This is a genomic window from Nonomuraea sp. NPDC026600 (assembly GCF_040638335.1).
In the GTDB taxonomy this organism is placed as follows: Bacteria; Actinomycetota; Actinomycetes; order Streptosporangiales; family Streptosporangiaceae; genus Nonomuraea.
The window spans coordinates 518,071-532,153 of sequence record NZ_JBEZYD010000005.1 but is presented as its reverse complement, the minus strand read 5'-3'; the positions used below and the strand labels follow the sequence as shown (position 1 = coordinate 532,153).

Below are 14,083 nucleotides of genomic sequence, written 5' to 3'. Positions count from 1 at the left end.
GAGACCCGAACCCGCCGAGCGGCCTGGGCGGTCAGCCCAGCACGTCCTCGGCGCGGTGGCAGGCCACCTGCCGGCCGCCGACGTCCCTGAGCGCGGGCGCCTCCTCGCACTCCGGCGCCGCCAGCGGGCAGCGCAGCCGGAACGGGCAGCCCGTCCCGGCGGGCCGCGCCTCGGTCCTGCCCGTGCTCACGGGCGGCTCGCCCCCGAGCTTCGGTACGGCGTCACGCAGCGCCAGCGTGTACGGGTGCGCGGGCTTGGCCAGCAGGTCGGCCGTCGGGCCCGACTCCACGACGCGGCCCGCGAACAGGACGTGCGAGATGCGGCAGAGCCGGCCGACCACGGCCAGGTTGTGGGTGATGAGCAGGCGTTCGGTGTCGAGGCCGGCCAGCAGGTCGAGGATCCTGGCCTGGACGGTCACGTCGAGCGCGCTGGTGGGCTCGTCGAGGATGAGCAGCCGTGGGCCGACCGCGAGCGCCCTGGCGATGACCACGCGCTGCCGCTGACCTCCTGAGAGCTGGTGCGGGCGCCTGGTGGCCAGCTCCGGGGAGAGGCCGACCTGTTCCAGGAGTTCGGGGACGCGGTGCCTGGCGTTCCTCGGCAGGGCTTCGGCTATGGAGCCGCCGATGCGCATCCTGGGGTCGAGGGCCTCGGCTTGGAAGACCGGTTGGACGTCCCTGCGAAACGCCCTCATATCCGCATTTTTCAGGGTTTGCTTGCCGTACCAGATATTTCCGGATGTGGGGGTGAGCAGGCCGAGGAAGGCCCGCGCCAGCGTGGTCTTGCCCGAGCCGCTCTCGCCGATCAGGCCGACACCGCCGTCGACGAGGTCGAGCGTGACGTCGTGCACGACGGGCGTCCGGCCGTACCCGAGCGTCACCCCCTCCGCCCTGAGCATCGTCACGGCAGCGCCTCCAGCAGCTCGCGGGTGTACGGATGGGACGGCACGGCGAGCACCTCGGCCGCCGGGCCGCTCTCCACGACCGCGCCGTCCTTCATGACCAGCACCCGGTCGGCGATCGTGGAGACCAGGGCCAGGTCGTGGGAGACGAGCAGCAGGGCCAGGCCGCGTTCCGCGCGCAGCCGCCGCAGCACGCCGACGACCTCGGCCTGCACGGTCACGTCGAGCGCGCTGGTGGGCTCGTCGGCCAGGATCACCTCGGCGCCCAGCGCGATGGCCAGCGCGATCGCGAACCGCTGCGCCTGGCCGCCCGAGATCTCGTGCGGATAGCGGCGCAGGATGCCCGGGTCGAGCATGACCGCCTCGACGGCTTCCACCATGACCCGGTCGGCGCCCTGGCCGTGCAGCTTCAGCGCGCGGCGCATCAGGGTGCCCAGGCGGGTCGTGGGGCTCAGCGCGGCCTGGGGCGACTGCATCACGAGCGCCACCCGGGCGCCCCGGATCTCGCGGAGCCGCCGTTCGGGCGCTTGGAGCACCTCGACCCCACAGACCCGGATATTTCCGGATACGTGGGCGCCTTCGGTGAGGCCCAGCAGCGAGAGCAGCGTGGTCGACTTGCCCGACCCGCTCTCCCCCACGATCGCCACGCACTCCCCTTCACGCACGTCCAGCTCGGGCACGGCGGCGACCAGCCGCTCGCCGTAGCGCACCTGAAGATCCCTGACCTCGATCACTTCACGACCCTTCGTGGGTCCAGGGCGTTGCGCAGCCCCTCCCCCAGTACGTTGAAGGCGAAGGCCGTCACCAGGATCGCCAGCCCGGGGAAGGTCACGACCCACCAGTTCGTGGTGAACAGCGTCTGCCCCTGCTCCACCATCAGCCCCCACTCCGCCGTCGGCTCCTGCGCGCCGAGGCCCAGGTACGACAGCGCGGCGGCGGTGAGGATCACCCCGCCCGCGTCGAGGGAGATCTGGACCAGGACGGGGGTGAGGGAGTTCGGCAGGACGTGCCTCAGGATGATCATGGGCGCGGGCACGCCCAGGCAGCGGGCCGCGTCCACGTAACTCCGGGTGGAGATGGAGGCCGCCACGGAGGCGGCCAGCCGGGCGTACCAGGGCCACCAGGTCACCGCGATGGCCACGATCGCGGTCGTCACGCTGGGCTCCAGCACCACGGCCAGGGCCAGCGACAGCAGCAGCGCGGGGAAGGCCAGGAAGACGTCGGTGACGCGCATGATGACGTCCCGCAGCCAGCCGCCCGCGTAGCCCGCCACCACGCCCAGCGTGACGCCGACGGCCGCCGACATCGCCAGCACGGCCACGGCGATGGTCAGAGAGGTCCGCCCGCCGTACAGGACCTGGGTGAGCACGTCGCGCCCGACCTTGTCGGTCCCGAACCAGTGCGCGCCGCTCGGCGGGAGCAGCGTGTTGACGAGATCGAGCCGGTCCACGGGGTACGGCGCGAGCCACGGCGCCAGGATCGCGGCCAGCAGGATGAGCACGATGAGCACCGCACCGGCGGCGGCGAACCGGTCGGTGACCTTCGGCAGCGTACGGCGCAACCGCACCGGCTCCGCCGCCACCCGCGTCTCCGTCATCGGGCCCTCGCTCTCGGGTCGACCACGCCCTGGAGGAGGTCCACGACCAGGTTGGCCAGCACGTAGACCATGGCGACCAGCAGCGTGACGCCCGCGATGGCCGGAGTGTCGCGGTTGGAGATCGACTGCACGGCGTACCGGCCCAGCCCCGGCCAGTTGAACACCGCCTCGACCAGGAACCCGTTCACGATCGCGTACGCGAAGACCAGGGCGATCAGGGACAGCACCGGGTTCAGCGCGGGCCGCAGCGCGAACCTGGTCAGGATCGACGTCTCCCCGAAGCCGAGCGCCCGCTCCATCCGGACGTGGTCCTGACCGGACTCCTCGATGAGCGCCGCCCTGGTCATCTGCGCGATCACGCCCGTCGGGTAGGCCGCCACGACCAGGGCGGGCAGCACCAGGTGTTCGAGCGTGCTGGTGAAGATCGGCCAGTTGCCGGTGATGAGCGCATCGACGATGGTGATGTTGGTCCAGAGCGTCAGCGGGCTGGTGGTGTCGAGCGCGGAGTCGTACTCACCGGCGATCGGGAACCAGCCGAGGTTGCTGGCGAACACCGTCTGCAGCGCCAGAGCCAGCCAGAACACCGGCACCGAGACGGCCAGCATGCTGGTGATCCGCACCCCAAAGTCCGGAAATTTCGTCTTATAGCGGGCGGCGAGCACGCCGACCGGGATGCCCACCGCGATCGCGAGGAGCAGCGCCGTGCCGACCAGCTCCAGCGAGGCGGGGAAGGCGAGCAGCAGATCGTCGCGGACCGGCTGCCGGGTACGCAGGCTGGTGCCCCAGTCGCCCGTCACCAGGTCCCTGACGTAGTTCCAGAGCTGCACCGGGATCGCGTCGTCCAGCCCGAACCGCAGCCGGGCCGCGGCGAGCTCCTCGGGAGTCGCCTTCGGCCCGGCGAACGCGACCGCCGGATCGCCGGGCACCAGCCGCATGACGGCGAACGTGAGCACGATCACACCGGCCACGACCAGGACGGCCTGGCCGAGGCGGCGGACCAGATAGCGCGGCATGGGTCAGCTGGCGGGCTTGAGATCGTAGAAGAAGACCACGTTGGGATAGGCCGGGTTGTCGACGTACCCCTGCACGTCCGCCGTCAGCGCGCGCTGGTAGGTCTGTACGTACGGCACCGCTACAGCGGCCTGATCCTGGATGATCTGCTTCTGCAGGGTCGCGTACGACTGCTCGGCGGCGAACCTGTCGGTGGCCGTGAGCTGCGGCAGCGCGTCGATCTCCTTGTCGATCTCGGCGTTCTTCAGGTAGGAGAGGTTGAACTGCGGCTTGTTCGCGCTCCTGAACACGTTGAGGAACCACGAGTACGCGTCGGCGTAGTCGGGATACCAGTACATGACGAAGATGTCCTGACCCTGCTTCTTGCCCTGGTCCCACTGCGCGTTCCAGGCCATCGGCTTGGCCTCCAGGCTCACGTTGAGCTCCTTCAGCGCCGAGCTGAGCAGCGTGACCAGGAGCTTCTGGTCCTCGTCGCCCTGGGCGTAGGTCATCTTCAGCTTCAGCTCGGGCAGGTCACGGCCGTAACCCGCCTCGGCGAGCAGCGCCTGCGCCTTGGCCAGGTCCTGCTTGGGCTCCAGGTTGGCGGTGTAGCCGATGAGGCCCTGCGGCACCAGGCCGGTGCTCTTCCTGCCCGCGCCCTTCAGCGCCGCGATGAGGCCGTCGTAGTCGAGCGCGAGCTGGAGCGCCTGCCGGATCCTGACGTCCTTCATCGGACCCGTGGCGGTGTTGAACAGCAGGAGGAGGTTCTGGAAGGACGGCGTCTGCGAGGTGTGCACGCCCTGGGTCGCGCCCGCCTGCTCGAAGATCTGCGGGTTGAGGCGCTCGACGAAGTTCACCTCGCCCTTCTGCAGCAACTGCCAGGCGGTGGTGATCTCGGGGGTGACCCGGAAAGCGATCTTCTTGTACTGCTCGGGCTTCCAGCCGCCCCAGTAGCCCTCGTACGCCTTCAGCGTGAGCTCGGTCTCCTTGCCCTTCTGCCAGGTGTCGATGGTGTACGGGCCGGTGCCGGCGTCGGTCTTGCCGTCCTTGAGCTTGTCGGCGGCGGCCGTGTCATAGATGTAGGCGGCGTAGCCGGAGGAGGCGATCAGGTCGAGCGGAGCCGCGTACTTGAGGGTGAACTTCAGCGTCGCCGGGTCGGGCGTCTCGATCGTCTTGACCGAGCCCCAGATGTAGGCGGCGCCCGCGTTCATCTTGATCGTGCGCTCGATGGCCTTCTTGGCCGCCTCGGCGTCCACACTGGCGCCGGTGTGGAACTTCACGCCCTGGCGCAGCTTGAACGTCCACTGCTTGCCGCCCTCGGCCGACGTCCACTCGGTGGCCAGGCGCGGCTCGGGCTTCTGCGACTGGGTGTTGTACCTGGTTAAGCCCTCGTAGATGTTGGACATGGCGATGATCTCGTTGGAGTACGAGGTCGCCGGGTCCCAGTCCGTCACCACGTCGAGGTTGGGCGCGTAGACGAAGGTGGCGTCGTTGGCCTTGGTGGCGGCGACGGCGGAGTCGCTCGTCGTGGCGCTCGGTTTCGGGGTCCGGTCCGCACCGCGCACCTGGCCGCCCGCGCACGCGGATGCGGTCATGGCCACGGCACCGGCGACCCCGGCGACGAGCAGACGCTTGTGCCAGCGCATGGGTGGGGTGTCCTTTCGATCTGTCACCGGGAGAGAGGTCCGGCGGCTTTGACGTGTACCCGCACCGCGGGCTCGGAGAGGTAGCTCAGCGGCACCTCGAGCAGGTCGACGATCTCCACTCCGGCCGGATCCGCTCCTGCGGCCACGGCACGAGCCGCCGCTTCCTCCTTGGCTCTTTCGATCGCCTTTGACCGGCTTTCGCCCGCCGGCAAGATCGTATCCACTCTGCCGCTCGCCAGGGCGATCGCTGCCCCGACGGCGTTGGCCACCTCGGCGTGTTCCGGGCGGATGACGCGGCTCACGCCGGGGATCTCGGCGGGCAGCAGGAACGCGCCGCCACCCACCGCCACCAGCGGGCGGTCGGCCCGGCCGAGCGCCATCCGGTCCACGGCGTCGATCACCATCGCGTCGGCCACGGCCAGCGCCCTTTGCAGAGTGTCGCCGAAAGTTTCCGACATGTCGCCCTTGCCGTGCACAGCCGTTCTCGCGGCGTGAGCCGCTTGGACGGCTGCTTCCAGCCGTTCGCGCCAGCCGGCCGCGTCCGCCGGGACGCGGCCACCCGCCACGGCGGCGTCGGTGACCGTCATCGTGGAGCCGCCGAACACCAGCGCCTCCTCCGCGATCCGGTACCCCACCGAGTCCGGCCCCACAGTCCCACCCGCGGCTCTGACCACGCTGCCACCGCCCAGCGCGATGGCCAGGATGTCCGGCATCCGGAAGTTCGTCAGCACCCCGCCGATCTCCACCGCCGCCGCCGACTCCCTCGGGAACCCGCCGACGAGCACGCCCAGGTCCGTGGAGGTACCGCCCACGTCGGCCACGATCGCATCGCGCGCCCCCGACAGGAAGGCAGCCCCGCGCAGCGAGTTCGCCGGCCCGGAGCCGATCGTGGACACCGGCAGCCGCGCGGCGTGCGCCACCGTCATCAGCGTGCCGTCGTTCTGGGCGAGGTACGGCTGTGCGCCCAGCCCCCGTTCGGCCAGCGCCGTCACCAGGGCGTCGGTCACGTGCGCCGCCACGCCGTACAGGGCGGCGTTGAGCACGGTCGCGTTCTCCCGCTCCAGCAGCCCGAGGGAGCCGATCTCGTGGCTCACCGAGACGGGCAGCCCGTACTCGTTCCCGACCAGCTCCTCGACGACCCGCTCCTGGTCGGCGCTGGCCGGGCTGAACACGCCGGTCACCGCCACGGCGTCGGCCCGCACGCCGTCCAGGAACCGGCGGATCGCGCCGAGGTCCAGCGGGCTGATCTCGCGGCCGTCGACGTAGTGGCCGCCCGGCACGATGGCCTCGCCCGCGGACACGGTCTTGCGCAGGTCGTCCGGCCAGTCGGAGAGCGGCGGCACCGAGGTGGTCGCGGGCGCGCCGAGCCGCAGCACCGCCACCCGGCCGAGGTTCCTGCGCTCCAGGATCGCGTTGGTCGCGTGCGTGGTGCCCAGCATGACCCGGGTGATCCGGTCCCACGCGGCCACCTCGGCGAGCACCGCGTCCAGCGCCGCCCGCAGCCCCGCGGTCACGTCCGGCGTCGTCGGCCGCTTGGCCTTGGCGATCACCCGGTCGGACGCGTCCAGGACGACGGCGTCCGTGTTCGTGCCGCCGACGTCGATCCCGATGCGCAACGCGCCCTCAGCCACGCGGCTCCCCCTTCACCAGCTCCTCGATGGGCACGTACTCCAGGTCGTAGCCGAACGCGCGCGGCCCCGCCGTCTCCAGCCCCTTGGGCGTGCGCCAGAGCGGGTCGCACGGCCAGGCGAGCACCGTGACGCGCTGGCCGTACCGCAGGCCCTCGGTCTGGACGGCGGCGGCCGTCTCGGTGTCGACCACGGTGATCAGGTCCGGCACCATGGCTCTGGGCCGGCCGTTCTCGAGGGCGACGAGGTTCTCGTTCTGGAGCTCCAGCGTGAGCGTGCGGCCCCGGTCGTCGCCGGTGCCGTCGATCGTGGCCGTGCCTCTGACGAACCCGCCGGTCGTACGCCGTTCGACGTCCGCCAGCTTGCCGGTGATCAGCCGGGCCGCGCCCAGCCGTTCCGCCAGCGCGCGCAGCGGCTCCGCCGCGCCCTCGGTGGCGCGGCCGATGGCCAGCGCGCGGGTGACCGTACCCTCGATGACCGCGCCGCGCGCCTGTGCGGCGGTGAGCACGTAGTCGGCCATCAGGGCGGTCGAGCCCGCCGCCACGCAGACGGCGCGCGCCAGCCGCTCCGACCAGAGGCCATCGATGGGGCGGATCGTCACGATGTTCCCCACGACGTCGGACATGACGACGAGGTCGGCGGGCAGCCCCGCCACGTACATCGACACCATCTGCACCTCGGGGAACGCCCGGCCCATGGCGTCGGCGTCCAGCAGCGGCAGGCCGAGCTGGGCGGCCCAGGCGACGGGCGCGACGCCGTTCGACCCGCCGATCTCCGACGACATGACCGCGGCCGGCGGGCGGCCGAAGATCCGCTCGATCTCCTCCGCGATCCGCTTGGCCTCGTCCTCGCTGTGGATCATCTCGTGACTGACGGTCGGCGCGCCGATGCCGGACAGTGGTACGACCAGCGCGTCGCCGGGCAGCTCCGCCAGCTCGACGAGCGGCACCGGCCCGTACGTCCGGATCGCCCGGATCGCCGCCAGCGACCCGGTCCGCACGTCTCCGCCGCCTCCGGTGCCCAGCACGGCACATCCCCGGGCGAGGGCGGGAATGTCGCTGATGTCGATACTCATATGGCGACACAACCAAGCACATAGCCACCTGTTGCGCCAGTCAGGGCTGTCAGATCCGCGAACCGATTGCGCCGCCCGGTCCGCGCGGCGAGGCTCGTTTGGGGCAAGCTTCGGTGTACCGGCAGATGCGGAAAGGTGAGCGTGAGCATGCGGATTTCGGTGGCGACCGACAGCCTGGACGGCGTGGCCCGGCGTGTCGTGGAACTCCTGCGCACGCGCGGCCACGAGGTGGTCACGCACGGCGCGCTCAACGCCGAGGAGCGCGCCGACTGGGCCTGGGCGTCCGAACGCGCCGCGCGCGACGTGCGCGAGGGACGCGCCGACCAGGCCGTCGTGTGCTGCTGGACCGGCACGGGCGCCTCGATCGCGGCGAACAAGGTGCCGGGTGTACGGGCGGCGCTCTGCGTCGACGCCTACACGGCCGGCGGGGCGCGTAAATGGAACGACGCCAACGTCCTGGCGCTGAGCCTGCGGCTGACGTCCGAGGTGGTGCTGGAGGAGATCCTCGACTCCTGGCTGGCCGGCGCGCCGAGCACGGACGCCGTCGACCAGGCGAACGTCTCCCACCTCGACGCGATCTGACGACGAGACCGTTGTCCGGGAAATGACCTTGGACGGAAGCTCGGAAACGTCGGTGCCGCCGTTTAGGGTGCTGGGCATGACCGACGTGCTCCTCCGCGGCGGGCGGCCGTGGGGTCGCGACGCACCCGCCGACATCCTCGTCCGCGCCGGCCGGATCGAGCGGGTCGCGGCCGGGATCGACGCGCCCGGGGCGCGCTCGTTCGACATCACCGGCGGCCTCGTGCTGCCCGGCCTCGTCGAGGCGCACTGCCACCTCGACAAGACCCTCTACGGCGGGCCCTGGGTGCCCCACTCCGCCGACGACACGCTGGCCGGCCGCATCGGCAACGACCTGGGCCGCCGCGCCGATCTCGGCGTGCCGAGCGTCGAACGCGTCGCCGCGCTGCTGGCCCGGATGAGCGCCTACGGCACCACCCACGTCCGCACCCACACCGACATCGACCCGCTGGTCGGCCTGCGCGGTGTGGAGGCCGTCCGGGAGGCGGCGGCGGGCTCCCCCGTCGACGTGCGCCAGGTCGCCTTCCCGCAGCACGGCGTGCTCACCAACCCCGGCACGGCCGAGCTGCTCGAAGCGGCGCTCAAGAGCGGCGTCGAGGCGGTCGGCGGCCTCGACCCGGCGGGCATCGACCGCGACCCGGTGCGCCACCTCGACGTCATCTTCGGGCTGGCGGAGCGCTATGGCGCGCAGCTCGACATCCACCTCCACGACGGCGGCTCGCTCGGCGCCTGGGAGCTGGAGCTCATCACCGAGCGCACCAAGGTGCTCGGCCTGGCGGGCAGGGTGACGGTCAGCCACGCCTACGCGCTGGGCCAGCTCGACGACGCCTACCAGGACCGCCTGGCCCAAGGCTTCGCCGAGGCCGGTGTGGCGCTGGTGACGGCCGCCGTCTACAGCTTCCCCGTACCACCGATCAAGAAGCTGCGGACCGCGGGCGTCACGGTCGCGTGCGGCCACGACGGCATCCGCGACCTGTGGGGCCCCTACGGCAGCGGCGACATGCTCGAACGCGCCATGCACGTGGCCTACCGCAGCACGTTCCGCGGAGACGAGGACATCGAGCTCGCGCTGGAGGCGGCGACCTACGGCGGCGCCCGCGTGCTCGGCCTCGACGCCTACGGCCTGGCCGCCGGTGACCGGGCCGACCTCGTCGTCGTCCCCGCGAGCGGTCCGGCCGAGGCCGTGGTCGTTCACCCGGCGCGCACTCTGGTCATGAAAGACGGCGCAGTCCTGCACAATTGACCGGCGGGACCATCGAAAGGCAGGCAAGTGCTCTCTATTCACCAGCGGATCGCGGAAGAGCTCGGCGTACGCGACGGGCAGGTGCTGTCGGCGGTCGAGCTGCTCGACGGCGGCGCGACGGTGCCGTTCATCGCCCGCTACCGCAAGGAGGTCACCGGCGCCCTCGACGACGCCCAGTTGCGCACGCTCGAAGAGCGGCTGCGCTACCTGCGCGAGCTGGAGGAGCGCAGGGCGGCGATCCTGGAGTCGATCGAGTCCCAGGGCAAGCTCGACGACGAGCTGCGCGCCCAGATCATGGCGGCCGACACCAAGGCCCGCCTGGAGGACATCTACCTCCCCTACAAGCCCAAGCGGCGCACCAAGGCGCAGATCGCCCGCGAGCAGGGCCTGGAGCCACTGGCCGACCAGTTGCTCGCCGATCCCTCCCACGACCCCGCCGCGCTGGCCGAGACGTTCCTCACCGAGGGCGTCGCCGACGCCGCGGCCGCCCTGGAGGGCGCGCGGGCGATCCTCATCGAGCGCTTCGCCGAGGACGCAGACCTCATCGGCGGGCTGCGCGAGCAGCTCTGGGGCCGTGGCCGGCTGCTCGCCAAGGTCCGTGAGGGCAAGGAGGAGGCGGGGGCGAAGTTCTCCGACTACTTCGAGTTCGGGGAGCCGTTCACCAAACTGCCCTCGCACCGGATCCTGGCCATGTTCAGGGGCGAGAAGGAGGAGATCCTCTCCGTCACGCTGGAGCCCGACGACAGCCCCGAATACGAGATGCGCATCGCCTCCCGCTTCAGCGTCTCCGACCAGGGCCGCCCGGCCGACCGCTGGCTCAACGAGACCGTGCGCTGGGCCTGGCGCACCCGCATCCTCGTGCATCTGGGCATCGACATCCGCATGCGGCTCTGGCAGGCGGCCGAGGACGAGGCCGTGCGGGTGTTCGCCACCAACCTGCGCGACCTGCTGCTGGCCGCGCCCGCCGGCACCCGCACGACCATGGGCCTCGACCCCGGGCTGCGCACCGGCGTCAAGGTGGCCGTGGTCGACGCCACCGGCAAGGTCGTCGACACCGCCACCATCTACCCGCACGAGCCCAAGCGGCAGTGGGACCAGTCGCTGGCCGTCCTGGGCGCGCTCGCGCAGAAGCACGGCGTCGAGCTGATCGCGATCGGCAACGGCACCGCCTCCCGCGAGACCGACAAACTGGCCGGCGAGCTGGTCCAGCACATGCCGTCAGTGACCAAGATCGTGGTGTCGGAGGCGGGCGCGTCCGTCTACTCCGCCTCGGCCTACGCCTCCGCGGAGCTGCCCGACCTCGACGTGTCGATCCGGGGCGCCGTCTCCATCGCGCGCCGCCTCCAGGACCCGCTGGCCGAGCTGGTCAAGATCGACCCCAAGTCGATCGGCGTCGGCCAGTATCAGCACGACCTCGCCGAGACCAAGCTGTCCCGCTCCCTCGACGCGGTGGTCGAAGACTGTGTCAACGCCGTGGGCGTCGACGTCAACACCGCCTCCCCGCCGCTGCTCACGCGCGTGTCGGGCATCGGCTCCACGCTGGCCGAGAGCATCGTGCGCCACCGCGACACCAACGGTCCCTTCAAGACCCGCTCGGCCCTGAAGGACGTGGCCCGCCTCGGGCCCAAGGCGTTCGAACAGTGCGCGGGCTTCCTGCGCATCGCGGGCGGCGACGACCCACTCGACGCCTCCAGCGTGCACCCCGAGGCCTACCCGGTGGTCCGGCGCATCCTCGGCTCGGTCCAGACCGACCTCAAGACGCTGATCGGCAACACGGCTTCGCTGCGGGCGATCAAGCCGCAGGAGTTCACGGACGACAAGTTCGGCCTGCCGACGGTCACCGACATCCTGCGCGAACTCGAGAAGCCCGGCCGTGACCCACGGCCCGCGTTCAAGACCGCGACCTTCAAGGAGGGCGTGGAGAAGCTCTCCGACCTGCTGCCCGGCATGATCCTGGAGGGCGTGGTGACGAACGTGGCGGCGTTCGGCGCGTTCGTGGATGTCGGCGTACACCAGGACGGCCTGGTCCACGTCTCCGCCATGTCCCGAAATTACGTGACAAATCCCCGCGATGTCGCCAAGCCCGGCGACATCGTCCGCGTCAAGGTCCTAGAGGTCGACATCCCCCGCAAGCGCATCTCCCTGACCTTGCGCCTGGACGACGAGACCACCCCCGAAGGCCGCCCCTCCCGCAGCTCCGGCCGCGGCCCAGCCGACGGCAACCGCGGCCCGGGCGGCGGCGGTCTCGGCCCAGGCGGAGAGGGCAACCGCGGACCCGGTGGCGCAGGCCGTGGCACGGCCGGAGACGGCAACCGCGGCACAGTTGGAGACGGTAGCCGCGGCGCGGCTGGTGCTGGAGACGGTAGCCATGGCGCGGCGGGCCGTGGAGCGGCCGGTGCTGGAGACGGCGGTCGCGGATCCGGCGGCCGCGCCGACGCGAGCCGCGGAGGCGGCGCCCCCGGAAGCGGCGCCTCTGGCGGCGGCACACGTGGTGACAGTCGCGGCGACAGCGGTCGCGGCGCCGGTGGACGTGGAGACGGCGGTCGAGGAGACGGCGCACGAGGCGGTTCCGGCGGACGCGGCGACGCCGCACGAGGTGGCGGCGGTCGCGGTGATGGCGGTCGCGGTGATGGCGGCCAGCGCGGTAGGGGCGACGGCGCTCAGCGCGGCGACGGTGGTCAGCGGGGTCGCGGGGAAGGCGGCCAGCGCGGCGGCGGTGCCCGCCGCCCGGCCCCCTCAGGCGCCATGGCCGAAGCCCTCCGAAAGGCCGGCCTGACCGGCGACGACAAGTAACTCCCGGCCCTCGGCCGGTGCGTTGGGCAACTAACGCACCGGCCGACCGCTGGCTTCACCCGTCAGATGGTCCGCTGCAGGCGGAACTTCGGCGAGGCAGCCGTGCCCGCGGGGGCGATACGGTCGGATGGTGAGCACAACTGCGTTTACCACGGCGATCACCCAGGCCCGAGACCTGCTCAGGTGGCGCTCACCACTGCGCACAGAGCTCTGGGCGGCCCGGCTCACGGCGACACTGCGCCCAACGGAGGTCCGGCCGCTCGTACAGCAGCTGACCGAAGCCGGCAGCCCAGAGGCACGCCTCACACTCGCCGCCCTGGCCGTCGTGGAAACCGCAGCCCTGGACGACGACGAGGCACGCTACGACGGCACCAACGCCGAAGCAGCGGCCGCACCCCCTACCGAACCGGCATCCGACGATAGCGCTCGGGCAACGGGCAACACCGTAGCCAGCGGCACCGGCTCGTACGCGGGCACGGATCCGCAGACCGGACACCCGACCACGCAGGAGCCAGGAAGCAAGAGCCTTCAAGAGATCCTGCGGGAAGCCGGGAAGGAAGCCGTGCGCGGGCTGCCCGAGTGGGTCGGGCGGATGGGGCAGGTCGTGTGTGAGCAGGCGTGGTACGGCAAGGCCGACCGCTACGGCGAGCAGGCCCTGGCCGCGCTGCGGTTCCGCTACCCCGACGGCAAGGAGCCGCATGTCCTGATCGTCGGCATCGACCAGGTCAACGGCGGTCTGGCGGTCGATGCGGTGATCGAGGAGCCGAAGTTCCTCGACGACCTGGACCTGCGACCGGCGGATCCGGCGGTGGCCGCGGGGCGGGTGCTGGACGCGTTCGAGATGACGGACCTCGTCATGGGGGCGCCGATCGCCGAGAGCCTGCCCGCCGTCCGCCCGCTGGCGCTCGCCCGCGCGCGGACCGTCCCCGATCCGGTACGCCAGGCACCCGACGACACCGCGTCCCGGTTCCTGGATCTGCCCGATCTGCCCGGAGCGCAGGAGGCGTTCGGGAAGCTTGTCGAGTTCGTGGGTGATCGGCCCCTGTGGTGGAGTCCGGCCCGGGTCTCGCGGTTCCTCACCTCGTGGTTGCCGCGCGAGGCGATCCTGACCGAGGCGGCCCTCTCGGCCATGCCCGACGTGGTCCGCGCCTGGAGCCGCTTCCACGGCGGCGACCCTGAGGTGCTCCGGCAGATCGAGACCGACGCGCCGCGCCTGCCCACGCTGATGGCGGACGACTCACTCGCGGGCCTCCGCAAGCGCATGGCCCAGAACGATCACTGACGTCGGCAGGCCGCGTCCTCAACGGCCCGGGTCGCAGCCGCCCCTCAGCGGCCGACGACGGCGGTGGAGAAGCGGAAGCTGCCAAAGACTGCCGGTGCGGTGGCCGACAGCGGGCGGTGCAGCCGCTGAAGACGCCTGGTGGAACGGTCAAAAGCAGCCGGCAGAACACTTGAAAGCGGCCGAAAGCAGGCGTTGGACCGGGCGAAGGCGGCCGACCGAGCAACCAGGAAATGGGACGGAGTCGTGGGTAGGGGCGGCTATGCTGCGCAATGAACGATTTACCGCCGCCCCCGCACGGGCGTCTCAAGGGAGATCTACGAAATGTACAAGGAGTTCGCCGCCGAGGCCGTGG

11 protein-coding genes are annotated in these 14,083 nt (G+C 71.5%); 4 read left to right on the top strand and 7 right to left on the bottom strand.

Going from position 1 to position 14,083, the window contains the following annotated elements; genetic code table 11:
- Positions 1 to 31 precede the first annotated feature (31 nt).
- From AB0F17_RS15515 to AB0F17_RS15485, 7 genes are read right to left on the bottom strand one after another with little or no spacing between them, the layout of a single operon-like run.
- On the bottom strand, positions 32 to 895 hold the full coding sequence (locus AB0F17_RS15515) for an ABC transporter ATP-binding protein (RefSeq protein ID WP_358022365.1): 864 nt from the start codon (positions 893 to 895) through the stop codon (positions 32 to 34).
- Positions 896 to 897: 2 nt separating this feature from the next.
- The gene (locus AB0F17_RS15510) at positions 898 to 1,632 is read right to left on the bottom strand and encodes an ABC transporter ATP-binding protein (protein ID WP_358022273.1); all 735 of its coding nucleotides are present in this window, start codon (positions 1,630 to 1,632) and stop codon (positions 898 to 900) included.
- Positions 1,629 to 2,495, bottom strand: coding sequence for an ABC transporter permease (locus AB0F17_RS15505; RefSeq protein ID WP_358022270.1), 867 nt, complete (start codon positions 2,493 to 2,495; stop codon positions 1,629 to 1,631). The genes AB0F17_RS15510 and AB0F17_RS15505 overlap by 4 nt, the downstream gene beginning before the upstream one ends.
- Positions 2,492 to 3,508, bottom strand: coding sequence for an ABC transporter permease (locus AB0F17_RS15500; protein WP_358022266.1), 1,017 nt, complete (start codon positions 3,506 to 3,508; stop codon positions 2,492 to 2,494). Before AB0F17_RS15500 ends, AB0F17_RS15505 begins: the two co-directional genes overlap by 4 nt.
- A 3-nt stretch (positions 3,509 to 3,511) precedes the next feature.
- The gene (locus AB0F17_RS15495) at positions 3,512 to 5,131 is read right to left on the bottom strand and encodes an ABC transporter substrate-binding protein (protein ID WP_358022263.1); all 1,620 of its coding nucleotides are present in this window, start codon (positions 5,129 to 5,131) and stop codon (positions 3,512 to 3,514) included.
- A gap of 23 nt (positions 5,132 to 5,154) precedes the next feature.
- A complete protein-coding gene (locus tag AB0F17_RS15490; RefSeq protein WP_358022261.1) occupies positions 5,155 to 6,762 on the bottom strand; it encodes a hydantoinase/oxoprolinase family protein in 1,608 nt (535 codons plus the stop codon).
- On the bottom strand, positions 6,755 to 7,834 hold the full coding sequence (locus AB0F17_RS15485; RefSeq protein ID WP_358022258.1) for a DUF917 domain-containing protein: 1,080 nt from the start codon (positions 7,832 to 7,834) through the stop codon (positions 6,755 to 6,757). Before AB0F17_RS15485 ends, AB0F17_RS15490 begins: the two co-directional genes overlap by 8 nt.
- Before the next feature lie 147 nt (positions 7,835 to 7,981).
- Between AB0F17_RS15485 and AB0F17_RS15480 the strand changes: the two genes are divergently transcribed.
- The 4 genes from AB0F17_RS15480 (at position 7,982) to AB0F17_RS15465 (ending at position 13,731) form a co-directional block, all read left to right on the top strand.
- A complete protein-coding gene (locus tag AB0F17_RS15480; RefSeq protein WP_358022255.1) occupies positions 7,982 to 8,416 on the top strand; it encodes an RpiB/LacA/LacB family sugar-phosphate isomerase in 435 nt (144 codons plus the stop codon).
- Positions 8,417 to 8,492: 76 nt separating this feature from the next.
- On the top strand, positions 8,493 to 9,656 hold the full coding sequence (locus AB0F17_RS15475; protein ID WP_358022252.1) for an amidohydrolase: 1,164 nt from the start codon (positions 8,493 to 8,495) through the stop codon (positions 9,654 to 9,656).
- A gap of 27 nt (positions 9,657 to 9,683) precedes the next feature.
- Positions 9,684 to 12,449: a Tex family protein gene (locus tag AB0F17_RS15470; protein WP_358022249.1), complete on the top strand. Its 2,766-nt coding sequence runs from the start codon at positions 9,684 to 9,686 to the stop codon at positions 12,447 to 12,449.
- Between the two features lie 130 nt (positions 12,450 to 12,579).
- Positions 12,580 to 13,731 carry a hypothetical protein gene (locus AB0F17_RS15465; RefSeq protein WP_358022246.1) on the top strand — a complete coding sequence of 384 codons (1,152 nt, stop codon included), beginning with the start codon at positions 12,580 to 12,582 and terminating at the stop codon, positions 13,729 to 13,731.
- Positions 13,732 to 14,083 lie beyond the last annotated feature (352 nt).